We start from the raw sequence: 23,698 nt of genomic DNA on the forward strand, positions 1-23,698 counted from the left end.
GAGTTTATGTTTAGTGAGATGTGAAACAACTAAATTTTTAAACCTTCGTTTAAAGCAGAGCAGTTAGCAGCAATCGCATTCATCGCTGCAGCATTGATTGGATATGCGATCGGCGAGGCAGTAATCAGCGGATGGGTAGCCACCTGGAAGGTATTCAATTCACCTGCTGTAGCTCCCTTTTGTATCGCCAGACTCAAAATATTGATTATTTCTCCTACTGAATCTCCACCGGATATTTGAGCGCCGAGAAGAACTCCTGAACATTTTGCAAACATCAACTTAATACTTATTTTCTGCATTCCAGGAAGGGAACCTGGATGGCGATCCATTGTCGTAAATTCGCCCTTAATAATACTGAACCCTTCCTCGTCGGCTTTTGACTCAGTTAAGCCGGCAGCGGCATAAGTTCTGCCGAATACTTTCGTTGAGAACGCGCTGATTGTCCCTTTGTTTTCGCGGACCTGCCTTAATTGAAAAGCGTTGCATCCTGCAATCTTCGCTTCCATTGCAGCGGTTGAGGCAAGCAAAACAGGAGCGTCTTTCCCGGTAAAGAAACACTTCTTTTCTGCACAATCTCCTACTGCAAATACGTCAGGATCGCTGGTTCGTGTATATTGATCAACGATAATTGCTCCTCGCTCATTTAACTTGATTCCGGCAGCTTCGGCCAATACTGCATTTGGCTTGACTCCCAGTGCAAGTATAACAAGGTCGGCTTTAATTTTATCGCCATTTTCTAATTCTACTGCCTCAACCTTTTCCGTTCCAATTATTGCTTTAACTTTTGTTTCTGTAAGAACAGAGACACCGTTTTCTTTCATGGAATTCTCAATTTCATCGGTGAAACTGCGGTCAAAAGCCTGCCATAGGCAAGCATCTGCCAATTCAACCAGCGTAACATTTTTGCCAAGCAATTTGATTTGTTCGGCGAATTCGACTCCGATAAATCCTCCGCCAATAACGACAGCATTTTCCGCAGCATTGACTTTTTCCAAAACAGTATTAAGATAGTTTTGATTCTTTAGGATAGGAATAACATTTTCCAAGTCATGACCTGGAATGAATTTCGGGATAATCGGAAGAGATCCTGTCGCAATGACCAGTTTTTTGTATTGATAAATTTCATTGCCTTCGGTTGCAACTGTTTTCGTCTCCGGATCAATTTTTGTAACCTGATCAATACTTAAATGGATATTGGCGTCCAATAAACCGGCATCAGGAATCACATTCTTATCCGTACTATGTAACGTGCCATAGATATACGGTATACCGCAAGGGACCATGACCTTTTCGGTATTCCTGATTACGGTAATATCAATATTTCCGTATGCTTTTCTTGCGGTGGTGGCACTCAGAATACCGCCGGCGCTTCCGCCTATAACCAATAAATCAGTTGATTTCATTAAATTATCCTCCTTAATTATTTACATGAGTTATTCCTGATCGGAGAAAAACTCATTGATAACTGCTTGAACTAAATTTTTCACTTTTTCGTCGCTGATAGAATAATAAATATTAGTCCCTTCACGCCTTCCTACGATTATTTTACTGGCCTTTAACTTGGAAAGATGCTGTGATACCGTTGCCTGAGCTTCATCGAGACAATGCTGCATATCACCGACGTTCACATGATCCTTTTCACATAGAGTTTTTACAATACAAAGCCTTTGCGGATGAGCCAGAGCCTTTAAAATCTCAGCGACCTCAGTAAAAGATTCCGGATCTGTACGATATACATGATTCATTTGCTATTCTCCTAGCGCATATATTCGAGATTTAATATATATGAATTATTGAATATATTATAACACTTCTCATTTTAATAGCAATAGGAAACGAAAAAATAATTGACATATGACCATAATGTAATATAATAAAAGTAGGTAAAGTAGCATATGCCCAAAACAATCGGGAGGTGATTGAAATGCCCAATAGGGATGGAACAGGTCCACTTGGAACCGGCGCAGCAGGCCCATTTTTATGCAGAGGCTTAGGTTCGGGATTAAGATGCGGGAGAGGCGGATTGTACGATCCATTTGAAGTGGATGAAAAAGAACTGCTTACTGCCCAAAAAGACATTCTTGAGAGAAGGCTAAACTCGGTCAATAAACAACTGGATAAGTTTCAAGGCGGTGAATAAGTAACAGGGTTTATCCCTGTTACTTATTTCAGTAAGCTGAAATAGTCATTGATAATTCATAAAGAAAATGGATCGATTATAAAAGGGGAGTCCCGATCATGAAACAAATAAATGTAGCCAACTCAATGCTGATAGGACAAAAGGCGCCAAACTTTATAGCGTCCGCCTATGGAAATTTGATTAGGTATCCAGAGGATTTTTCGGGGAAATGGGTTGTATTATTTAATCTCCCAAAAGATCTTACACCAAGCATAATCCAAGAATCAAATGGCTTAACTTTAATTTTAGATGAGTTTGAAAATATGAATACAGCGCTAGTTGGATTTTGCATTGACTCAATATACAAATACATTTATTGTTTTGACAGCTACAAGCAACTAGACGGAAGAATGAAACGCTATGCTGATTATTTGCCTATTGTTGAAGATGTCGATAAATCAATAGCCAGAGAGTTTTTCTTGATTTCTGAAGAGAAAGCTATTGAGTCTGTGGTGATCATTGATTCGAATGGCATCATCCGCAGCCAACTAAATTATGAAAACCCGACCTGGGGGAAATTATTTGAGATAAAGAATATCATTCAGGCACTTCAATATTCTGATCTGGAAAGCACCCGTGAAGAAGATGGAAATTGACGTATGCTCATTATTGGATTAAAATATTTATAAAAGATAACAAACTGGAGGAAGAATGAATATTGGAATAGCGGTTGACGGCAAAAGCTTAAACAGCATGGTGTCAGAGGAATTTTGCGGGTGTAATTATTTATTGGTTGTTACGGTTAATGACCACTTATTTGGGGAACCGTCTGAAATTATTAGAACAATAGTGATTGAAAATGAAAATGATAATCCTGAATTCAATCTGGCGCTGGAATTAGTGCATCATAACTGTGAAGCGGTAATTACAGGTGTTCTGCAACCATCAGAATTTGAATTGATTGCAGATTCTTGTATCACAAGATACCATGGAACAGGGCTTCAAGCATCTATTGCATTGGAAAAGATGGAGAAACGTGAATTAAATATGATCCGCAATCTGGAAGGAACGAGTAACTGCGATGATCACTATCATAAGCATTAAAAAGAAGGAGAACAACCATGAGTGAAGAAATGGCAATTGAAATGAGAAACAAAGCGGGGAATTATTTTAAGAAAGGATATAATTGTGCTGAAGCGGTATTTTTAACTTATCGCGAATTATTGGCGCCCGAGTTGGATCCTTCTTTGGTCCGTCTGATGACCGGATTCGGAGGCGGTCTGGGAGAAAGCGGCTGTATGTGCGGCGCATTGACCGGATCGATCACTGCGCTGAATCTGATCAAAGGAAGATCGACAAATCAGACATCAAGGGATGAAGCCTATCAACTGGCTAGGGAGTTTACTGATAAATTCACCGAAAAATATGGTGTAACCTGCTGCCGTGCATTAAACCCGTACCCATTTGAGACAAAAGAACACTTGACTAATTGCCTGAAAATTACCGGGAATACAAGTAAAATGCTTGCGGAATTTCTTGAGGAGAAAGGACTGGTAGAATAAGATGAAAGTTGGAGTTATCAGGTGTATGCAGACGGAAGATATGTGCCCAGGAACGACGGATTTTAAGATTATTAAAGAAAAGAAACTTGCTTTCGAGGGCGTTCAGGATGAAATTGAAATTGTAGGCTTTATTTCCTGCGGAGGATGCCCGGGAAAGAAAGCGGTAACCAGAGCCGCAGAAATGGTAAAAAGAGGAGTTGATACGATCGCATTTGCCTCGTGTATCACGAAAGGGAATCCGATCGGTTTTGCTTGCCCTCATGCTGAGAAGATGAAGGCGGCTATTATAGAAAAAGTCGGTAAGGATATCGTTATTTTAGATTACACCCATTAATAGTACATAGGGAGGTTTGTTATGCATGAAATCATAATTATTGGAACCGTTCCGCCTTGTCCAAGATGCAAACTGCTTACAGATGTCGTGACGGAAAAGGCGAAGAAGCTTGAATTGATTGTAAATATCCAACATATTTCCTATACAAGTGAAGAAGCGGCAGAACTGGCTGAGAGAGCTGGGCTGAAACCCGGAACGGCAAAGGACGTCGCAAAGATAATCGGGCAAGACATAAGCCTTGAGAAAATGCCAAAGGCTTCCGAACTGTCAGAGTTGGATTATATCAAGAATCTGGAGCCAGAGATGATGCAATTTGAGAGTCTTTTTCGAGAGGTATATATTTTAGATAACTGGTTGAGGAATTTTGAGAACCGGGCAAAAGCCGTCGGCATCCTGATGACGCCGGCGCTGGTTATCGATGGTGAGATTAAATACAACGGAAGCGTTCCGGATCTGTCACTGATCAATGAACTTCTGGGCGAACTGAAACGATAAATTGGTTGCAGGAGCAACAGTGAAATGCAAGATAAGAAATCGTTAGGCATATCCCTTTGGGTTATAGGACTTTCTGCTGGCTACTTCATATTTTCCCTGTTCAGAGCGGCATGGAACATTGATTTGTCAGCCCTTCGAGTCTTCAATACAGTATTTATCAGTATATTAATGCAGGCGCTGCCTTTTATGTTGGTCGGGGCCTTTGTTTCATCTGCCATGCATGTTTTTTTATCGGATGAATTTCTGATTAGAATTTTCCCGACGAAATACGGGATTGGTTTTTTAACCGCTATGCTGGGCGGGATCTTTTTCCCTGTATGTGAATGCGCAATTGTTCCGGTCACAACCGGACTCGTAAAAAAGGGCGTTTCCCTTCCCATCGCTCTGACATTTATGTTTTCGGCGCCGATCATCAACCCGATCGTGATCATATCCACATTATATGCTTTCCCGGGGCATCCCGAAGTGGCTCTCATAAGGGTATGCTTCGGACTGCTTATTGCTATTGTGATTGGATTGATTGTCATGGCTCTCGGTATCCGGATGCCTCTGCTTCCACATGAGAACCACCACGGATGTGATTGCGGCTGCCATGAAGAGCATATTAAAAACGATCCGGTTGTGTCAAAAATAAAGAGGTTATTTTTACATTCCGGTGAGGAATTCTTCGATGTTGGAAAATATCTTATCCTAGGTGCTTTCATAACAGCCTTGGTTCAGACTTTCGTACCAAGATCGGTATTTGAAAATTTACTGTCGAGAAACACTCTGGCCCTTCTCGTTATGATGACGGCAGCCTTTCTATTTTCTGCCTGCTCAACCTCGGATGCCTTCATTGCCAGGAGTTTTTCTGACCGGTTTACCATCGGTTCTATCATGGGTTTTCTGGTATTTGGACCGATGATGGATATCAAGAATATGCTGATGCTTTTTGGAAGTTTTAAAAAATCATTTGTCATATTCCTTTGTGTACTTGTTTTCCTTATCAACCTTATTATGCTCAGTGTTTTAAGCAGACTGCTTTTATAAAGGCTACAGCTATGAGAATGAAAAACATGAATTTTAAAATAGTATTTCAAATAGCAATTTTACTGGGCTATGCGGCTTTCTTTCTCAAATCGATATGGAACGGTACGGTCAGTATGTATGTACATCCAAGGATCATTCCATTTTTGATATTTGCTGCTGCTGCAATGCTTGTGATTGCTGTTTTGTTGCTAGGAAGCATTGTCCGGGGGAGGGGAGAGAAGGTAAGCTTGCTGCCCTTGCTTTTTTACGCAATACCGGCGATTATGGCTTTCACGATTCCGCCGCAATCTTTCGATTCAAATACAGCTACAATCGGAGAGATTCAATTAAAAAGCGGAACATACGGAAGCAGCAATCTGTTTTCTCTTCGGGAAACACGGCATAAGAATTCGCAGAATGAAATGTCCGGTTTGGCAGATGCGGATACGGGAACTAATACAACGCCTGAAGAAAATCCTGGCGGTACAAAATCCATGCTCTATATGGATACCGATAATTTCGTGGATTGCATGAACGATGTTTATGAAGACATAGACAGTTATATTGGTATGCCGATAGAAGCTGTCGGTTTTGTCTACCGTGATGAGAATCAGTTTAAAGCCGATGAATTTGTAACAGCTAGGCTGATGATGGTCTGCTGTGCTGCAGATATGCAGCCGGTAGGTTTCTTATGCAGGTATGACAAGACCGGTACGCTTAAAGCAGACACGTGGGTAAAAGTTGATGGAACAATTGACAAGACGGAATTCAGCGGGGACACAATTCCGTATATAAAAGTCGATAACGTTCAGCCGGCCGAAAAGCCGGATAATAACTACATCTATCCTTACTGAAAATGCCCCATCTTCATTTGATTGAAGATGGGGCATCGCTTAAAGATCCTGTTTTTCTTTTCCAAGCTTCTTCCTTTCATAAAGCCGCCCCATAATGAATGCGAAGATTCCAACTCCGATCCCGGTTTGGATACAGAAAATCAGGCTTTCCACTTCTCCGGGAAGTTCACCGCCGAGCATAGTTTCCAACACGGGGGTAAACCATGGGGTATATTCGCCCTGAATCTTTTCTATCATGACGCTGCCTGCGTCGTCTGATCCTCCGAATTCAGCTCCCTTCAGTGCGAACAAAGGGATAACTGCGATTGCAACAACGAGGATCAATAATATTATTACTATTTTCTTGTTTTTACTCATGGTCTTATACCTCCTTAATGAATCCAACAGCAGTCAATTCGTTCTTGGCATATGACTCCATTCCCATAACAACGATAACAGTAAGAATCCCTTCGATAATCGCAAGAGGTAGCTGCGTAGGAGCAAAGACACTTAAGAACTTTACCGCAGAAACGAAAACGCCGCCTTGAGGAGAAGGATAAGCCAAAGCGAGTTGGATGCTTGTAACGCAGTAAGTAAAAAGATCGCCTAGTGTCGCGGCCAAGAAGACGGAAATTTTTCTACTGAAGTTTAATTTCTTGCACAATTGATAAATCCCATAAGACAGTAGCGGTCCGGCGATCGCCATGGAGAAGGTATTTGCTCCAAGGGTTGTTAATCCTCCGTGAGCCAACAGGAGAGCCTGGAAGATCAGAACGATCAAACCCAGAACACTGACGGCTGCCGGCCCGAACAGAATGGCACCAAGGCCGGTGCCTGTCATATGAGAGCAGCTTCCAGTAACGGAGGGGATTTTCAGCGAAGATATGACAAAGATATATGCCCCGGACATCGCCAACAGGATTAGGGCTTTTCGATCTTTATTCATGGATTTATTAATAGAATAAAGCCCCGCTGCTAAAAATGGGATGCAAAGGGCTCCCCACAGTACACAAAAGCCAGGCGGCAGATAACCCTCCATAATGTGCATAGCGTTGGCAGTTGGGGCGATACTGAAAAATATCGCCATAACACTGATAAAAGTAATTGCTTTTCTCTCTTTTTTGTTCATCTTATAAACCTCCTTAAGAATGCAAGGTTTCCCGCCCATAGAAAAACACCTATCGTTTGATAGGTGTAAGAATAGACCTTCTGCAGAAACTACATAGGAAAAATCCTGACACCTAGTCATCGTTCGTAACTATGTGTAGTCGTTACAGCAGGCAGTTCTTCTGACTCAGGCATCATCACCACATCTTGCCTTCCCAGTTTCCCAGTGACATCTTAAGATGTGATTCCTCCATTACAGCGGCGTGACCGTCCGGGATTCTCACCCGGTTCTCTATTATACCGTTAGCGGCACCTTGCTATACTATATTGTAATATTATCTTATTACCCCAACATCGATATGTCAATATCTTCCGATATGCTTACAGCTAATTGAGTGCTTTCTTTAGGGACTCTACGTTTTTTCCCATCAAATCCAGGTATGTGGCTCCGCGATCAAAGTCTGATTTGGAAAGATTATGGCAGGAGTAAAATGTTATAACTTTCGCTCCTGCTGAATCGGCTATTGATTGCGCGACATTTCCGTTACTTAGTTCGATCTTGAATACGACTGGGATTTTTCCCGCTTTGACTTTATCCGTCAAAAACGCAACAGTAGCTGCGCTTGGCTCTGTTTCGGCAGAACAGCCTGGAAAAGCCGCCCAATAGTTTAAACCGTATGCCTCTGTGAAATACCTTAGGGGAAATCGATCTCCAAAGACAATGGTGTTTCGCTTCGCATTTTTTACTATATCCTGAAATTCCTTATCCAGTTGATATAGCCTTTCTGTATAGCTCTCTGCGTTTGACTGGTAGGTTTCGGCATTGTTACGATCAATATGGCAAAGGACATCTCTTATAAAGTTGGTGATCAGAATTGCATTCTGGGGAGAGGTCCAAACGTGTTCGTCGTATTCGACTCCATCTGTACTACTGCTGGGATTCTCTTCCTCCGACTCCATTCCTTCTTTTAACTCCTCCCTTATTGGTTTAACACAGTCAAGAAGTGCGATCGTCTGTATTTTATCTTTATTCATCGAATCCAGAATACTATTTACCCATTCATCGTTTTCTCCACCGACGTAGATGAATAGGTCACAGTTCTGAATTTTAATTATATCCTGCGGCGTCGGTTCATAGGAATGGCTCTCAGCCCCAGGCGCCAGCAGCATTGTAACATTGGCTTTATCTCCAACGATTTGACGCGTAAAATCATACGGAGGGAATATTGTGGTTACAATGTCTATCTTACTATCTGAAGCGGTTTGTTCGGAAGCCGTCTTGCTATTTGACTCACATCCGCTGCAGGCGGCAATGATTAAAATAATAATCAGAAATAAGGATAGGGTACGTCTCATTGATTTAAACCTCCATTTGAATTGATCAAAATGATACCAAGAAAACATAATAATTCCTTGGAGCATTAAAACGAAGGTTTAATCAATTATTCATTCTGATATTCCGCGCGACGGGGGTTAAGGCAATGTTTAATGGTGTATTATGGAGCAGGGATTTACTATATGCCTCAAATGCTAAGGAAATGCGAAAAAGGATGGCCAGCGTTATTCCGAGGGAACCGATGAACCTCTCAAGTATATGAATATGATTACAGACAGAGCAATTGGTGCCGGCACAGTCATGATCCGCTTCCAGGACAATATAAGTCATTGAAAGAACAAGCGTTGCTGTAAGCAGAATAAATATGAGAAGAGCTATCAATTTTTTTCTTTTTCGTTTAATCTTCATCGTTTATTAAAATCTCCGCTAATATTATAAAACCTTCCGGGCCGACAAATGCAACCAGAAGGCTTATAATACTACATCAAATTGAGTTACAGTTTTGGACTAATTGAAACTTGCGAGCCTTTCAGATTAATGGCTGCATTCATGATCATGCGCGTGGCAGCTTTCACCGGAATCCACAAGCGTTCCGTTGAGCCAAGCGGTAGCGACTTCTTTAACATCTCCTGAACAGCCTCTTAATACTTCAATGCCGGCATTGTTCAAAACATTGACTGCGCCGTCTCCCATGTTGCCTGCCAGCATCACGGTAACGCCCATATCAGCAAGGATAAAAGCAATATTTGACTTGCATCCACAGCCTTCCGGTGAGGCGATTGTTTCTTGGCTGATTATTTTTTTACTATCATCAACACTGAAGACGGTAAAGTATTCACAGTGTCCAAAGTGACTGTCGATTTGGTTTTGATGAGTTGGTAATGCTATTTTCATAATAATTCCCTCCGGTCATGTTGTTTTATTTATTATTTGATTATTTCTTTAATAATATTATAACTGGTAATTGGCATATGTCAATAATGCAAGAAGCCTTCTGATAAATAACCAAAAGACTTCCTACAGTATGAGAAGAAGGTTAGTGAAAGGAGTCGTTCTAATTACCGCATTCACCGATATGCTGATGTTCATGGCAAACGGATCCGGTGGACTTTAATTCTCCGTTCAGGTATTGCTCGGCTGCTACCTGAGCATAACCTGTTGCACCAACGATCACTTCGATATTTTTCTCGTTAAAGATTTCTATTGCGCCGCTTCCCATTCCGCCGGAAATGATTACATTGACGCCCAGATCATCGAGATAATTTGGAAGAAACCCCGGTTTATGACCTGGATTAGGGACTACTTCTGTATGAAAGATACAATTATCTTCTGCTTCAAAGACTATGAAGCTTTCGCAGTGACCAAAGTGTTCGGTCACCATATTACCTTCGCTCGCAACTGCAATTTTCATTTTTCGGCCTCCATTTTTTCAATTTCATTTACAATATCATCGAGATAGTAAGTATCGACCATTTCTACCATGCCCTTGTCGCACAATTCTGCAATCGACGGATTGAGCGGCAGCTTTGAAATGGTTTTGATTTGATGCTTTTTCACTGTCTTTTCGATATGACTTTCTCCGAAAATATTGATATGACTGTGGCAGTCCGGACATTCCAGATAAGACATATTTTCAACGATTCCTATAACAGGAATATTCATCATTTCGGCCATTTTAACCGCCTTTGATACGATCATGGAAACCAGCTCCTGAGGCGATGTGACAATAACGATGCCGTCAACAGGAAGGGACTGGAATACGGTCAGCGGGACGTCGCCAGTACCAGGCGGCATATCGATGAACATATAGTCTACATCTTCCCAGATAACATCGGTCCAGAACTGTTTTACCATTCCGGAGATAATCGGTCCGCGCCAAATGACCGGATCGGTATCGTTTTCCAGAATCAAATTCACAGACATAATGTCGATCCCGGTTTTTGTTTTGATCGGGATGATCCCAAGTTCATCCGCATAAGCTTTTTCTTTGATTCCGAATTCTTTCGGAACGGAAGGGCCGGTTACATCTGCGTCCAGAACTGCGGTCTGATATCCTTTTCTGTTCATGGACACGGCAAGCATAGAAGTTACCAATGATTTTCCGACTCCGCCTTTGCCGCTGACGACAGCGATCACTTTTTTTATATCGCTGCACTCATGTGGCTGCTCCAGAAGGCTTTTCGGCTGTGTTCGTTCGCTGCATTCCTCGCTGCAGGAGCTGCAGCTTTTGTTACAATTCTCACTCATTTCAGTTCTCCTTTGTTGATTGTTTTATATTTCTACTACAGTACCAGTAGATAAATACTGAATCTGATTATCCATGATTCCTTTAAGGATATTGTAGGAATCTATACCGGTACAATGTCCGGTGTAATACATGGAACCTGTTCCTTTTAAGAATTCCGCTATTTGAATTACTTTCGCAGGTTCTTCGCTGATGCCTGCGCTATAATTGTATAGATGAAAACCGCCTATTATACAGCTAGGTGGTTTGCACGTCAGAAAAACAGAGCTTTTCAGGATGTTGACAATCCCTCGGTGAGCACATCCTGCAATGAGAACAAAATGATCGCCGTCTTTGATTAATAAACTCTGTTCGTGCTCAAATTCATCCTGAACAATGGAATCTCCTTTTGCAGTGCATAATGAGCTGTTGCAGGAGGATAAAAACTCACTTCCTACAACTCTTGAAAACAAGAGAAGATCATGGCTGATCGGGAAGATATCACTGGTCAAGATGATTCGATCATCTTTCAATAGATTTTTATCCAATCCGATATTAACGATTCGGTCCGATTTCTTTGAATAGTGATTCTCGAAAGCCTTTTCATGAATATAAACCTTAGCTTTCGAGTTTTCTTCAAGAAATGCCTGCAAGCCGCCCCCGTGGTCGTAGTGACCGTGAGAAATGACAGCCAGGTCGATCTTATCAATATTCACACCTAACCTTTTCGCATTTTCAAGGAACAAGTTGCTTGCTCCCGTATCGAACAGGATCTTGCTATTTTTTGTTTCGATATAGAGGCTTAATCCGTGTTCACTCCGGTAAGCAGGGGTACTGGAGGTATCCTCCGCCAAAACCATTATTTTCATAATCCGCTCCTAATTGCCGTATAGCTGAGCCATTGTTTTCGCATAGACAGGTTGTAAGGCGTCTCCTGCATTACACTGGACATCCACAATCGTCAGTCCGCTGTTCATCGCTTCGACCGCTCGTTTGTCAAAGGGGATTTTGCCGACATAGGGGATATGATTCTTCTGACAATAAGCAATTATCGATTCCGCGTTTTTGATGTTGATATTGTATTTGTTGATACAAACTGCTGTTTTTACTTTAAATTTATAGGCTGTCTCAAGGATCCGTTCCATATCACTCATTCCGGAAAGCGTTGGCTCGGCTACGATAAGGACCATATCAACTCCGCTTAAGGATGCGATCACCGGGCAACCAATTCCTGGCGATCCATCGATTATTAAAAGATCAGCCTTACCGGCTGACGATATCAGCTTTTTTTTCACTTCCGTAACCAGCTTACCGGTAGTACCGCTTCCCATTTTTAGCGTTGCTGTGGAAAAGATACTGCCGTCGTTATTCTGATAAAGCAGCAGTTCGCCAGCTTTATATGGTACCAGGCTTATCGCCCGTGTAGGGCAAAGCTCGACGCATACTCCGCAGCCTTCACATAAGTTTTGGTCAATGGTATATCCGTGTGAAGAAAGGATCGAGTCAAATCGGCAATTCGATTTGCATACACCGCAGTTCCTGCACAAATCGGGATCAATGACAGCCTTTGGCATTCCGAAGTAATCTGTCTTGATAACGTCTGCTGTTTTCTTTATGATCAGATGAAGATTCGGAGCATCAACATCGCAGTCTGCGTATGCCTTAACCCTTGAAAGCTTAATGAAAGCACCGGCAATCGTAGTCTTGCCGGTTCCTCCTTTTCCGCTAAGAATGAGAAGTTGTTTCATGACGAACCTCCAATGAGATTGTTTCAAGCAAGCCGGAAAATAATTCCCGGTATGGCTTCAGTTCCTTTGCGGCTATAGAAGCATTGGAGTTGATTAAGCCAAGTTCTGAGTCAAAGGGAATCCTCGATAAAACTTTGATTCCCATTTTATTGCAGTATTCTTCAGCCGGGTTTTCACTTTCTAAGCATTTATTGAGTACAACGCCGTGTGGCTTTCCAAAGAGCGTTACAAGCTCATATACCATTGCAAGATCATGAGCTCCGAAAACGGTAGGCTCGGCCACCAGAACGCAATAATCGGCATCCTTGATGCTTTCCATCACAGCACAGGAACTACCAGGAGGACAATCGTTGATAACTAGGCTGCCATTCATTTTCGAATTGTGCAACAGTGATTTGATAACCGGAATGCCTGACGCTTCGCCGATATTTAAAATACCCGTCAGCACTGCAGTATCGCCGGATTTTCCCGACTGAATTTCACCGACCGCCTTTTGCCTTTCGGAAAGAGCTCCCTGTGGGCAGAATAAGATGCAGCCGCCACAGGAATGACAAATCTCTTCGAAAACAAATAAGGAATCCTTGATATATGCTAAAGCATTAAACTTACAAAAGTCCACACATTTCCTGCAACCGACGCACTTGTTATCTTCTGCAAAAGGGATCCAAACGGATACTTTTTCCGATTTTATATCTATGGGTTTGAAAAAGAGGTGGCCGTTTGGTTCTTCTACGTCACAATCGACATAAACAGAATCTTTAGCTACGGATGCCATATTAACGGACACAAATGTTTTACCCGTGCCGCCCTTGCCGCTTAAGACAGCTATTCTCATTTTATTTTCCCCCATGAAAACCGGGATGAATTTCATTCAAAAGCTCCAATTCACCGGCCTCAAAGGCTTGGAGATTATGCTTCAGCATAGCACCCTTTGCCTGATAGAGCTTGATATCCGCCGCATGAAAGACCTCAGCCGCATTTTCTCCGCATCGGGGCGTTATTAATGCTTCTGCTTTGCTGTCAACAATTGTCTGGGCAGCCTTAATCCCAGCGCCGCCCTGACTGGCTGCCGCACTGTTATCCAGAAATACGGCGTCTTTTGTCTCGGTGTCGTAAATTAAAAAATACGGTGTTCGGCCAAAAGAAATACAGATATTTGTATCCATCGAAACATCATCTACGGGTATAGCAATTTTCATTCGAAAGACCTCCTCAGTGAATTGTGATGCATATTTGTTGGCATATGCCCATTACAGTTATAGTATAACCAATATTGAACATATGTCAATAATAAATCTGATGAAAATTATCTTTTCATTGTTCAGAATTCGCTCCTAACAAACCAGCTAAGATATCGTAAACCTCTGGAATTTTCTTCATTGCATTGACCGGCTCAAAGGATTTATTTGTCCAAGCATGCATTGTCTCTCCGGTAGCTAAAAGTACGTTTGTATTCGCCTGAAATACTTTGTATGTAAAGATAACCCGAGCACAGGAAAGTCTTTTTAACCCTGTAAGTACCAATATTTCGTCTTCAAATCTTGCGGGTTTTTTAAACTTACAATTCATTTCATAAAGTGGTAGTAAAATGCCCTCGTTTTCAATATAGGAAACAGAGATTCCGACACTTTTTAAGAAGTCGGATCTGCCTGATTCAAACCAAATTGTGTAGTTTGAATGGTGTACGATTTTCATCTGATCAGTTTCCGAATACCTGACATTAAATTTAGTTTCAATCTGCTTCATCTTTCACCTACCTAAATTTTTTGAATGTTTGTATGCGACCGCCTTGATAATATTAAAACACGTAATTAGTAAAATTTACGTTCAGCTTACATCATATTATGAACGTATGTCAAGAATGAGAAGGAAAATAGCAGATATATTTTGCAAATCCAATTGAAGAATAGCATCGCCTCTTATTGACGTATGCTCATAATTGGATTACCATTAGAGTGGCAATTGTATTTTTATAGTATGGAGAGAGTAAATAAAATGAAGACTCAACCCAAGTCTGTTAATTAAATACTCGCATATTTTTGAATATTGAATTGAGGAGGATTTTATGTATTGCGAAACTTGTGGGAGTGGCTACACGAATGATGTAATGGATCATTTCCAGAACCCAAGAAATTCAGGGCATCTCGTTGATGCAGACGGTGAAGGAAAAACCGGCGATCCGGAGTGCGGCGATCATATCGTCATTTCAATCAAAGTCAGGAATCAGAGGATTGAGGACATACGGTTTCTCGTATATGGCTGTGCAGCAGCTATCGCAACAACAAGTATGACTACCGAGCTTGCTAAAGGTAAAACTTTAACTGAGGCGCTTAATATCACCGATGATGATGTGGCAAACGCTTTGGGGGGACTTCCCGAGAACAAATTGCACTGCTCTTTACTTGGACCGACTGCCTTGAAGAATGCGATTCAGAATTACTACGACAGAATAAGTGACTTTAAAAAATGCCTGATGTATCAAGATTAGAAAATGGAAAGGCTTCAAACATGAATAAGTATTATTGCGCTTTGTGTACCGATCATTATTGCAGATCGGGCGAAGTAGAAAAAACTACTTTAAACTGTCCTTGCAATGATGATGATATTGAAAGCATAAAAGAATTATATCAAGAAGAAGAAAACTTTAATTTGGCATATCACTCCGCATTGACAGAAGCAGAAGGTTATGGCAATAAAACGCGGCTTGAAGAAATCATGGATTTTGCAAAAAAATGTGGGTTTAGCAGGTTGGGTATAGCCTTTTGCTTGGGATTAAGCAAGGAGGCCAATACACTTTGCAAGATCTTACGGCATAACTCGTTTGAGGTAGTGTCTGTTATTTGTAAAAACGGGAGCATCCCAAAGGAATTCTTAAATATAAGCCAAGAACAAAAATTGAGACCTAATACATATGAACCTATGTGTAATCCAATTGGTCAGGCAAAGTTGTTAAATAAGGCAGAGACGGAACTAAATATAATTCTGGGGCTTTGTGTAGGACACGATTCTTTGTTCATTAAGTATTCCGAGGCGCCAGTAACTGTATTTGCAGTTAAAGATCGAGTCCTGGCTCATAATCCACTAGGAGCACTCTATTTATGTGATAGTTATTATAAAAACAGATTATTTGGCAATACGAATGGTTCAAATGGGGATAAAAAATGAAGATTAATATGGCTCACGGAAGCGGCGGAAAAGCTTCTGCAGAATTGATGAAGGACATCTTCGGCAAATATTTTAACAATGATGTACTTTCTAGAATGGAAGATGCTGCGGTCCTTCAAATCAATGGAAAAATTGCATTCAGCACAGATACTTTTGTTGTGAATCCCATATTTTTTAAAGGTGGGGACATAGGGAAACTGTCCGTTTGCGGTACGGTCAATGATTTATTGATGATGGGGGCAGAACCCAGATATCTTACAGCTGGATTTATTTTAGAAGAAGGTCTTGATACCAATGAATTGGAGACCATTGTCGCATCAATGGCCAAAACAGCATCTGAAGCAGGAGTCTACATTGTAGCTGGAGACACTAAAGTAATAGAAGGAATCGGTGGCTTATACATCAACACTTCTGGAATTGGTCTCATCCCGGATGGCCGGGATATCAGCTCTGCGAATTTAAGCGAGGGCGACGTTATTATCGTATCTGGAAATCTCGGTGAACACCATGCGTGCATTTTAAGCGCCAGAATCGGTATTGAAAATCATATTCATAGTGATTGCGGAATTCTTGAACCGATTACGCACGCATTATTTGAAAACGAAATTAAGGTTAAAGCGATGAGAGATGTAACAAGAGGTGGACTTGGAACGGTATTAAATGAATTTGCGGAAGCTTCCGGATGCAGCATAGAGATAGAAGAGGATTCTATTCCTGTCAGCCAGGAAGTGAGAGGATTCAGTGATATTTTAGGCTTGGATCCTTTATATATGGCAAATGAAGGGAAGATGATTTTCGTTGTTAGTAATGAGGATGCCGACAAGGCATTACATATTATAAAACAAACAGAAATGGGGAAAGATGCATCAATTATTGCGAAGGTTCGACAAGGAAAAGGTGTGATCATGAAAACACACCTTGGCGGAAGTCGAGCTGTGGATATGTTGTATGGTGAGGGACTGCCCAGAATATGCTAGGCAGAAGTTCAATCAAATAACAAGATTGACGAAATCCCCTTTCTTTATTTTACCTCCCCGGATGACGCGGCAGAATAAACCTTCTTTTGGGAGAAGACTTACGCCGAATGTTTGGCTTACGATGCTGGGATGATCTTCTTTTCCGATTTGAGTCACTTCAAGAATGACATTATCCGAGATGTGGATTTTACTGCCGACTTTTGCGGAGGATAAATCAAGACCGCCGATTAACAGGTTTTCAGCGAAATCACCTGGGCCGGCATTCAGATGATAGATTTCGTTTGTTTTATAGACGCTGTCCCAGCTGAGACAGGTAATCTGACGGCCCCAATCGCCTCCATGACCATCGCCTTCGATTCCAAAGCCATCAATAATATTCGCTTCAGCGATTTCCTTCTTAAGCTGGCCTCTTTCCGGACTGATAGAAATTGAGTAGATATACCCTGTATTCATATTGAATCCTTTCAAATTGTAATTTTTGCACCATATAATAAAAGCAAAGCAACATGGTATTCCTTGTCCTTTGCTTTCAAATAACTAATCGATTGAATGGTGACGCCAGCAGCAGTTTTTCCGGCAAGCTTTCCCCTTGCAGTTCTGTCCGCAGGAGACTTCGCTTGAGCCGCAGCTTGGGCACACATACTCCCCACGCTTGATTGCATCAAGGTTTTCGTAGCTTTCCATCCATTCCTTCCCGCAATGGGAGCACTTTACAGGACAAATATTCAATGTAAAGTTGCCGCCTTCGATGAGTATGGATTTTCCGTTGATCAAGCTGTCCGCGATTTTCTCTCTGGCAGAAATAAGGATACGCTGAAATGTTGGTCTGGAAACCTCCATCTTTGCAGCGCATTCCTCCTGTTCCATGCCTTCAAGGTCTTTTAGCCTGATTGCCTCAAGTTCCTCCAGCTTTAAAATATTCTTGTCCACTTCCGGGATATCCTTGTCGGATGGAATGAAGTAAGGTACGGTGGGAATGTTTTCAATTTTTCTCCATTTTGTTGGTCTTGCCATTGCTTATCAACTCCATTATTAAAAATCCACTTTACGATAACAGTTTATCGGCATAAACAAAATATGTCAATGATTCAATTTGTCAGGCTTTAATTGTATGGCGATTAAATATTTAAATTAGTAATTGACATATGCCCATAATTATTTATACTGTAATTAAAGAGAAAAGTCAATAGGGAGGTTTGAAAATGAAAATTGCATTTCCTGTTAGTGAAAAATCGATCGAATCTGATATCTATGATTCTTTTGGCAGAGCTCCGTACTTCGTAATTTACAATACCATTTCGAAGGATATAGAATATTTGGATCATAGAGCAGTGGTTGCTCAGGGAGCAGGCGGAATCAGGGCGGCGCAGGTCCTGGTTGATCAAGGGATAAAGGTGATTATCGCGCAGCAGTGTGGAGAAAACGCAGAAAAACTCCTGAGAAAAGCAGAAGTTTTGATCTACAAGGCATCAGTAGGATCTATTCGGGATAATATAGAAGCATATCTAAATGATCAGCTCAATCTACTTAACGAGTTTAAATTCAAAAAAACGGACCTGTGATAATTTCAATGAAATTTGTGACAATGTTACGGAGAAATATCGCAGAAAATACTATAATTTGTTTTAGCTTAATAAAAAAACAGGGTATAAATGGCATATAAATTTAAAAATTGCCGTATCAGTATAACTATGGAGTAAACAATGATAAGCGAAAACGAACTGCAAGACAGGATCAAAATCAGATATGAGGGAGAAAGCTCGCAGGATTGTGTTCTAAGCTGCGGAAACACATTACAGGAATTAGACATTAAATTTGGTGAAATAATTCTTGATCTGGGGTGCGGCAGAGGAGAAGACACAATTGAAGCCGCTATAATGGTCGGACCGGAAGGTATGGCTATTGGTCTAGATCTTTCAGAAGCTATGATAATTGAGGCGATTTCCCGTGCCACAAATAAAAAGGTTACAAACGCCGTTTTTACCAAGGGGAAAATTGAAAGTCTACCCTTTCCTGAGAATTCCTTTGATGCCGTAATGAGTAATTGTGTCATCAATCATGCGCAGGACAAGAGTAAAGCCTATCGTGAGATTCACCGAGTATTGATACCGAACGGCCGGTTTGTAGTAGCGGATGCAATGTCAAAATATCCGCTACCTGCAGAAGTGAAAGATGATCCTGAGGCTTGGGCTCAATGCTTCGGCGGTGCAATCACCGAAGAAGAATATCTTGACAGTATTTTAGAGGCGGGTTTTAGAAAAGTTGAAATACTGAGCAGGCGTGAATATATAAAAAACGGATATGATTTCATCAGTTTAACAATAAAAGCTGTGAAATAAATGCACTCAAGGAGGTGATGTGAATGAAGAAAGTTACGACGAAGACTGCGAAAGCTACTTGTTGTGCGAACTTTACAACAGCACAATGCTGCTCAAAAGCATCAAAGGTGGTAGCCGGCTGTCACAATTAACGACGTGAGGCAGCTTCCATGCTGCCTCAATTTCCCAAATAACTCTCGGAGGATGAAATGATCATACCTAAGAATAATATAATCGTAACATTGGATAAGCGCGAACCTGTTGAATATGCAATTCTGAACCCGATTTCCGGCAGTTTTGATATTATGAGCGAGTTGGAATACAAGCAGTATTGTGAACTGGAATCCGGAAAAGATATAACTCCTGAAATGACAGAGTATCTCATTGAAAGGGGATATTTGTTCAAAGAGCAGCGGGATTATGAGAGGTCATGGAATGAAGCTTATGACGAGTTCCATAAAGAAATAAGGGATTCCCAGATTCAATTGATGCTTATTCCGACTTATTCCTGCAATTTGGCGTGTACATACTGTTTTCAGCATGGCATTGACGGAAGACCATCGTTAATAACCAGAGAAGCCATCGATGGTTTTTTTGATTATATACAGAAAGAGTTTGCAGATGCAAAGATAAAACCGTTTATAACATTGTTTGGCGGTGAGCCCCTTATTAATTCAAAGGCACAAAGAGAGATCATTGAGTATATCGTCGAGCAATGTGTCGAACTGGATTACGAACTTTCTGCTGTAACGAATGGTTATGACTTTGCTGAATATGCAGATATGCTGAAAAGAGCTAAAATTAAAGAAATCCAGTTTACACTGGACGGAACTCAATCCGTTCATGATCAAAGGAGAATGACGGCAAATCATAAGGGTTCCTTCGATAAAGTTCTGGCGGGGATTGAGAAGGCTGTCTTATATGGTATGCCGGTGAATCTGAGAACCGTAACGGATAAGCATAATATTGATGATCTTGTGAATCTCGCGGAATTACTTGATCAAAAAGGTTGGCTCAATTTGCCCCCGGAACTGTTCAAAACACAAGTCGGGAGAAACTATGAACTCTTCGAATGCTATGAAAAGCCGGAACATCTTTTCTCCCAGGCTGAATTATGGGGGTATGTATCCCGGCTGGCGGAACAATATCCGGTTGTGAAGAAATTTCACCGTCCCGATTTCATGGGACTGCGATATTTGGTCGATACCGGAGAAATGTATCTGGCAAGCTTCGACACCTGCCCGGCAGCTAAAACAGAGTGGGTTTTTGATCTTTATGGTGACATTTACGGTTGTACGGCAAGCTGCGGCAGAGAAGATTTTAAATTGGGAACATATTGGCCTTCTGTGCAGAAAAATGAAACAGCGATACAAAACTGGAAGAAGCGGGATGTTGCTAATATTGAAAAATGCAAGAGCTGCAAATACGATGTGATCTGCGGCGGGGGGTGCGGAGTTGTTGCTGCAAACAAGAATAATGGAGAGATTCTATCGCCGGACTGCCGGCCGATCCAGGAGCTTTACGATATAGGACTTAATTTTTATCGGGATGATATCAAAATTTATGAAGATACTGAAGCAGCCGTTAAGCCAACCGCTGAAGAAAAAACAAAAGCTAAGGCCGGCTGTATTATTTGCGGGAGCTCCCTGGTTTACAGCGAGCACGCAGAGGACCATGTATGTAGTATCTGTGGAAAAACTTATTCTTCCAATATCAGATGTATCCAAGGACACTATGTATGTGACCGATGCCACAACGGCGATGTTCTGGATCATATGGTGGACTTGCTGATCAAGTCTGCTGAGAAAAATCCTGTTCGTCTTGCCGAAATGGTTTTCGATATGCCAACAATGAAGATGCATGGGCCGGAGCATCACAGCATGGTGCCGGCAGTGCTTGAGACGGCTCACCAAAATATTTTAGGAATCCGAGACACAAGTAAAATACAGGAAGCAATCAAAAGAGGAAAAGACATCAAGGGAGGAAGCTGCGGATTTCACGGGAACTGCGGAGCCTGCGTAGGAACCGGGATTGCCGAATCAATATACCTTGGCGCAACCCCAAAATCGAAAGACGAAAGAGGCAGGGCAATGCTGGCGACTAGTAAAGCATTATTGGCAGTCAGTGAATTAGCCGGACCTCTTTGCTGTAAACGGGACAGCATTACATCGATCAAAACATACATGAATATGAGCGACCGCTATAAAGGTGCGGATCATTATCAATATTCCTGCAGACACTATATATTTAACCCGGATTGTCTAGGACTTAAATGCCCATATTTTCCGATTAGTAATAAGTAATAATTAAAGGAGTGATATCATGAGTAAAAAAATCCAGTATATGAACACGGCAGAATTCGAGGAATTACTTAAAAACAGCGATAAACCTATCATTTTGGACTTTTTCTCCGATGACTGCCCGCCATGTGATGTTCTGGCACCGATCTATGAAAAAATGGCTGAAAAGTATGGCGATTATATAAGTTTTGCAAAGATCATGCGTCAGGATAATCGTGAACTTGCATTGAGATTTGGAGTTACGGGAAGCCCCACGGTTCTTTTCTTTAAAAATGGCGAAGAGATTGGGAGCAGGCTTAGCGGTTTTATGACAAAACCACAAGTCAGGAAAGCAATTGAAGAAATTTTGGGAGATGTAATACCCCCTTCACCTATACAAAGAATTGACTGTGATCTTTTAATCCTGGGCGGTGGCCCGGCTGGTTTGACCGCGGGGTTATATGCCGGGAGAGCGAAACTAAACACAGTAATTGTTGAAGAAAGCATTTGTGGCGGACAGGCGGCTTCTACAAATCATATCGCCAATTACCCTGGGACAGAAGGCGCTATTAACGGAAAAGTTTTAACTGAGAATATGAAAAACCAGGCATTATCTTTCGGTGTAAGGATCGACGATTTAAAGGAAATATTCGAAGTGAAACTGGAGGGAACGGAAAAATATATACGAACGGAAGATACCGAATATTATGCGAAAGCAATCATTTTAGCAACAGGCTCAAGACCGAGAGCTCTTGAAGCAGCCGGCGCGGAGGAACGGAAAGGCAGAGGAGTACATTACTGTGCAACCTGTGACGGAGCAATGTATGAAGGTGCCGATGTTATTGTAATAGGAGGCGGCAGCGCGGCAATCGAAGAAGCGGTATTTCTCACAAGATTTGCAGATCATGTAACGATTGTTCATCGAAGAGACGGATTCCGCGCGGCTCAGATTGAGCTGGATGAAGCCCGTGAAAATGACAAAATCACAATATTGACCAATAAAGTCGTTAAGGAAGTCGTTGGAGGAGAATTCGTTTTGAAAGAAGTTGTATTGAAGGATGTAAAAACAGGCAAAGAAGAGATCCTAAAGGCAGCAGGAGCTTTCGTCTATGTCGGGAATGATCCACAGACGCAGATGTTCAAAGACCAGGTTAATTTGGATGAAATGGGGTATATTATAGCATCGGAGGACACAAAGACAAATGTGCCGGGTGTCTTTGCGGCGGGAGATGTTAGGACTAAATCTGTGCGTCAAGTCGCAACAGCTACATCCGATGGAGCAATTGCTGCCATTATGGCAGAAAAATATCTCGTTTCATTAAAATAGTCGATTATATAAATCAAAGCCGCCATGAACGGGCGGCTTTCTGGCGGTTGGTAAATAGCATGGTTTTGCGAACATAATGGTATCAGAAGTATATAATAATCCAATAGGAGGTATGTTATATGTGTAAAGAACCTAAATTTTATAAGTGTAAGCATTGCGGTAAGGTTGTAAGCCTGTTCCGAGATACAGGTGTGCCGACAATCTGCTGCGGCGAGCAGATGGAAGAAATTAAAGCCAATACGACGGATGCTGCGCAGGAAAAGCATGTTCCGGTTGTAACTGTGGAGGGGGATAAGGTTTCTGTTAAGGTTGGGAGCACACCACATCCGATGACAGAAGAGCACAGAATTGTATGGATCTATCTTCAGACAGAAAAGGGAGAGCAGCTGAATTGCGTTGATACAAAGGATAAAGCAGAGACCTGTTTTAAAATCTGTGATGACGACAAAATCATTGCGGTGTTTGAATACTGCAATCTTCATGGTCTATGGAAAGCCGATTACAAATAAAGAGAAGGTATTATATTTGCCAACAGCCAAAAGCGGTCATCACGGCCGCTTTTATTAATATCTGGTAAGTTTGGTGATGTAGTCACTGTTAATAATGGGAAAAGGATTTATGATAAACTAAATTGCGATTTGTGCAAAGAAATAGATAACATAGGAGGAGGTTATATATGCTAAGAATGATAATCGGAGCAGCAATCGGAGGAGCCTTAGGCTTTGCGTATTATAAGTTCGTTGGGTGTTCATCGGGGACCTGTCCAATCACGTCAAAACCCTTGAACTCAATTTTATATGGAGCAGTGATGGGATTGTTGATAAGTTGACTGTATAATGAAATTTTATCTGAAATCAGGGAGTACA

Annotated in this window: 32 protein-coding genes and 1 riboswitch; of the genes, 17 read left to right on the forward strand and 15 right to left on the reverse strand. The window is 41.6% G+C overall.

The features are described from left to right. Positions 1-29: 29 nt before the first annotated feature. Together KCX82_RS11550 and KCX82_RS11555 are read right to left on the reverse strand one after the other, a co-directional pair. Positions 30-1,403, reverse strand: a complete 1,374-nt coding sequence (locus tag KCX82_RS11550) for an FAD-dependent oxidoreductase (protein WP_227018624.1) — start codon at positions 1,401-1,403, stop codon at positions 30-32. 30 nt (positions 1,404-1,433) lie between these two features. Continuing rightward, positions 1,434-1,745, reverse strand: a complete 312-nt coding sequence (locus tag KCX82_RS11555) for an ArsR/SmtB family transcription factor (protein ID WP_227018625.1) — start codon at positions 1,743-1,745, stop codon at positions 1,434-1,436. 179 nt (positions 1,746-1,924) lie between these two features. Between KCX82_RS11555 and KCX82_RS11560 the strand changes: the two genes are divergently transcribed. The 8 genes from KCX82_RS11560 to KCX82_RS11595 all read left to right on the forward strand — a co-directional run bounded on the left by KCX82_RS11560 (position 1,925) and on the right by KCX82_RS11595 (position 6,372). Then, positions 1,925-2,140, forward strand: coding sequence for a DUF5320 domain-containing protein (locus KCX82_RS11560; RefSeq protein WP_227018626.1), 216 nt, complete (start codon positions 1,925-1,927; stop codon positions 2,138-2,140). A 98-nt stretch (positions 2,141-2,238) separates the two neighbouring features. Then, complete coding sequence (locus KCX82_RS11565) at positions 2,239-2,775, forward strand: redoxin domain-containing protein (RefSeq protein ID WP_227018627.1); 537 nt, start codon at positions 2,239-2,241, stop codon at positions 2,773-2,775. A 55-nt stretch (positions 2,776-2,830) separates the two neighbouring features. After that, complete coding sequence (locus KCX82_RS11570; RefSeq protein WP_227018628.1) at positions 2,831-3,223, forward strand: NifB/NifX family molybdenum-iron cluster-binding protein; 393 nt, start codon at positions 2,831-2,833, stop codon at positions 3,221-3,223. A 17-nt stretch (positions 3,224-3,240) separates the two neighbouring features. After that, complete coding sequence (locus KCX82_RS11575; protein WP_227018629.1) at positions 3,241-3,681, forward strand: C-GCAxxG-C-C family (seleno)protein; 441 nt, start codon at positions 3,241-3,243, stop codon at positions 3,679-3,681. A 1-nt stretch (position 3,682) separates the two neighbouring features. Next, positions 3,683-4,015, forward strand: a complete 333-nt coding sequence (locus KCX82_RS11580) for a CGGC domain-containing protein (protein ID WP_227018630.1) — start codon at positions 3,683-3,685, stop codon at positions 4,013-4,015. Between the two features lie 21 nt (positions 4,016-4,036). Then, the gene (locus KCX82_RS11585; protein WP_227018631.1) at positions 4,037-4,510 is read left to right on the forward strand and encodes a thioredoxin family protein; all 474 of its coding nucleotides are present in this window, start codon (positions 4,037-4,039) and stop codon (positions 4,508-4,510) included. A 24-nt stretch (positions 4,511-4,534) separates the two neighbouring features. Continuing rightward, a complete protein-coding gene (locus tag KCX82_RS11590; protein ID WP_227018632.1) occupies positions 4,535-5,539 on the forward strand; it encodes a permease in 1,005 nt (334 codons plus the stop codon). A 26-nt stretch (positions 5,540-5,565) separates the two neighbouring features. Then, a complete protein-coding gene (locus KCX82_RS11595; RefSeq protein ID WP_227018633.1) occupies positions 5,566-6,372 on the forward strand; it encodes a TIGR03943 family putative permease subunit in 807 nt (268 codons plus the stop codon). Between the two features lie 39 nt (positions 6,373-6,411). On the opposite strand, the gene KCX82_RS11600 is transcribed toward KCX82_RS11595, so the two are convergent. The 11 genes from KCX82_RS11600 to KCX82_RS11650 all read right to left on the reverse strand — a co-directional run bounded on the left by KCX82_RS11600 (position 6,412) and on the right by KCX82_RS11650 (position 14,512). Continuing rightward, positions 6,412-6,729, reverse strand: coding sequence for an energy-coupling factor ABC transporter substrate-binding protein (locus KCX82_RS11600; protein ID WP_227018634.1), 318 nt, complete (start codon positions 6,727-6,729; stop codon positions 6,412-6,414). 4 nt (positions 6,730-6,733) lie between these two features. Continuing rightward, the gene (locus KCX82_RS11605; RefSeq protein ID WP_227018635.1) at positions 6,734-7,480 is read right to left on the reverse strand and encodes an energy-coupling factor ABC transporter permease; all 747 of its coding nucleotides are present in this window, start codon (positions 7,478-7,480) and stop codon (positions 6,734-6,736) included. A 133-nt stretch (positions 7,481-7,613) separates the two neighbouring features. Continuing rightward, positions 7,614-7,791, reverse strand: a riboswitch (cobalamin riboswitch). A 54-nt stretch (positions 7,792-7,845) separates the two neighbouring features. Beyond that, the gene (locus KCX82_RS11610; RefSeq protein WP_227018636.1) at positions 7,846-8,814 is read right to left on the reverse strand and encodes a metal ABC transporter substrate-binding protein; all 969 of its coding nucleotides are present in this window, start codon (positions 8,812-8,814) and stop codon (positions 7,846-7,848) included. Positions 8,815-9,328: 514 nt separating this feature from the next. Next, positions 9,329-9,688, reverse strand: a complete 360-nt coding sequence (locus tag KCX82_RS11615; protein ID WP_227018637.1) for a NifB/NifX family molybdenum-iron cluster-binding protein — start codon at positions 9,686-9,688, stop codon at positions 9,329-9,331. A gap of 160 nt (positions 9,689-9,848) precedes the next feature. After that, positions 9,849-10,205 carry a NifB/NifX family molybdenum-iron cluster-binding protein gene (locus KCX82_RS11620; protein WP_227018638.1) on the reverse strand — a complete coding sequence of 119 codons (357 nt, stop codon included), beginning with the start codon at positions 10,203-10,205 and terminating at the stop codon, positions 9,849-9,851. After that, entirely contained in the window at positions 10,202-11,041 is an 840-nt protein-coding gene (locus tag KCX82_RS11625) for an Mrp/NBP35 family ATP-binding protein (protein WP_227018639.1), read from the reverse strand. The genes KCX82_RS11620 and KCX82_RS11625 overlap by 4 nt, the downstream gene beginning before the upstream one ends. A gap of 24 nt (positions 11,042-11,065) precedes the next feature. Then, the gene (locus KCX82_RS11630; protein ID WP_227018640.1) at positions 11,066-11,887 is read right to left on the reverse strand and encodes an MBL fold metallo-hydrolase; all 822 of its coding nucleotides are present in this window, start codon (positions 11,885-11,887) and stop codon (positions 11,066-11,068) included. Between the two features lie 9 nt (positions 11,888-11,896). Then, positions 11,897-12,766 carry an ATP-binding protein gene (locus tag KCX82_RS11635; protein ID WP_227018641.1) on the reverse strand — a complete coding sequence of 290 codons (870 nt, stop codon included), beginning with the start codon at positions 12,764-12,766 and terminating at the stop codon, positions 11,897-11,899. After that, positions 12,744-13,601 carry a nucleotide-binding protein gene (locus tag KCX82_RS11640; RefSeq protein ID WP_227018642.1) on the reverse strand — a complete coding sequence of 286 codons (858 nt, stop codon included), beginning with the start codon at positions 13,599-13,601 and terminating at the stop codon, positions 12,744-12,746. The genes KCX82_RS11635 and KCX82_RS11640 overlap by 23 nt, the downstream gene beginning before the upstream one ends. 1 nt (position 13,602) lies before the next feature. Further along, on the reverse strand, positions 13,603-13,965 hold the full coding sequence (locus tag KCX82_RS11645; protein ID WP_227018643.1) for a NifB/NifX family molybdenum-iron cluster-binding protein: 363 nt from the start codon (positions 13,963-13,965) through the stop codon (positions 13,603-13,605). Positions 13,966-14,080: 115 nt separating this feature from the next. Next, positions 14,081-14,512 carry an acyl-CoA thioesterase gene (locus tag KCX82_RS11650; protein WP_227018644.1) on the reverse strand — a complete coding sequence of 144 codons (432 nt, stop codon included), beginning with the start codon at positions 14,510-14,512 and terminating at the stop codon, positions 14,081-14,083. A gap of 319 nt (positions 14,513-14,831) precedes the next feature. Here KCX82_RS11650 and KCX82_RS11655 point away from each other — a divergent pair, with 319 nt between their 5' ends. From KCX82_RS11655 to hypE, 3 genes are read left to right on the forward strand one after another with little or no spacing between them, the layout of a single operon-like run. Beyond that, entirely contained in the window at positions 14,832-15,254 is a 423-nt protein-coding gene (locus tag KCX82_RS11655) for an iron-sulfur cluster assembly scaffold protein (protein ID WP_227018645.1), read from the forward strand. Next, the gene (locus KCX82_RS11660; protein ID WP_227018646.1) at positions 15,233-15,931 is read left to right on the forward strand and encodes a DUF1847 domain-containing protein; all 699 of its coding nucleotides are present in this window, start codon (positions 15,233-15,235) and stop codon (positions 15,929-15,931) included. Before KCX82_RS11655 ends, KCX82_RS11660 begins: the two co-directional genes overlap by 22 nt. Beyond that, positions 15,928-16,908 (forward strand): hydrogenase expression/formation protein HypE, encoded by a 981-nt coding sequence (hypE, locus tag KCX82_RS11665; RefSeq protein WP_227018647.1) that lies wholly within the window; start codon positions 15,928-15,930, stop codon positions 16,906-16,908. The genes KCX82_RS11660 and hypE overlap by 4 nt, the downstream gene beginning before the upstream one ends. Positions 16,909-16,920: 12 nt before the next feature. Here the strand turns inward: hypE and KCX82_RS11670 are convergent, their stop codons facing one another. Continuing rightward, positions 16,921-17,361: an MOSC domain-containing protein gene (locus KCX82_RS11670; protein ID WP_227018648.1), complete on the reverse strand. Its 441-nt coding sequence runs from the start codon at positions 17,359-17,361 to the stop codon at positions 16,921-16,923. A gap of 84 nt (positions 17,362-17,445) precedes the next feature. Then, a complete protein-coding gene (locus KCX82_RS11675; RefSeq protein WP_227018649.1) occupies positions 17,446-17,922 on the reverse strand; it encodes a DUF134 domain-containing protein in 477 nt (158 codons plus the stop codon). A 188-nt stretch (positions 17,923-18,110) separates the two neighbouring features. Between KCX82_RS11675 and KCX82_RS11680 the strand changes: the two genes are divergently transcribed. From KCX82_RS11680 to KCX82_RS11705, 6 genes are all read left to right on the forward strand, one after another. Continuing rightward, positions 18,111-18,470, forward strand: a complete 360-nt coding sequence (locus KCX82_RS11680) for a NifB/NifX family molybdenum-iron cluster-binding protein (protein ID WP_227018650.1) — start codon at positions 18,111-18,113, stop codon at positions 18,468-18,470. A 141-nt stretch (positions 18,471-18,611) separates the two neighbouring features. Beyond that, positions 18,612-19,247, forward strand: coding sequence for a methyltransferase domain-containing protein (locus KCX82_RS11685; RefSeq protein WP_227018651.1), 636 nt, complete (start codon positions 18,612-18,614; stop codon positions 19,245-19,247). Between the two features lie 188 nt (positions 19,248-19,435). Beyond that, positions 19,436-21,529: a DUF5714 domain-containing protein gene (locus KCX82_RS11690; RefSeq protein WP_227018652.1), complete on the forward strand. Its 2,094-nt coding sequence runs from the start codon at positions 19,436-19,438 to the stop codon at positions 21,527-21,529. Positions 21,530-21,548: 19 nt separating this feature from the next. After that, a complete protein-coding gene (gene trxB, locus KCX82_RS11695) occupies positions 21,549-22,832 on the forward strand; it encodes a thioredoxin-disulfide reductase (protein ID WP_227018653.1) in 1,284 nt (427 codons plus the stop codon). A gap of 119 nt (positions 22,833-22,951) precedes the next feature. After that, positions 22,952-23,341 carry a desulfoferrodoxin family protein gene (locus KCX82_RS11700; RefSeq protein WP_227018654.1) on the forward strand — a complete coding sequence of 130 codons (390 nt, stop codon included), beginning with the start codon at positions 22,952-22,954 and terminating at the stop codon, positions 23,339-23,341. A 176-nt stretch (positions 23,342-23,517) separates the two neighbouring features. After that, on the forward strand, positions 23,518-23,661 hold the full coding sequence (locus KCX82_RS11705) for a DUF6132 family protein (RefSeq protein WP_227018788.1): 144 nt from the start codon (positions 23,518-23,520) through the stop codon (positions 23,659-23,661). Positions 23,662-23,698 lie beyond the last annotated feature (37 nt).

It is taken from the genome of Sinanaerobacter chloroacetimidivorans (genome assembly GCF_018128545.1).
GTDB classification, from domain to species: domain Bacteria; phylum Bacillota; class Clostridia; order Peptostreptococcales; family Anaerovoracaceae; genus Sinanaerobacter; species Sinanaerobacter chloroacetimidivorans.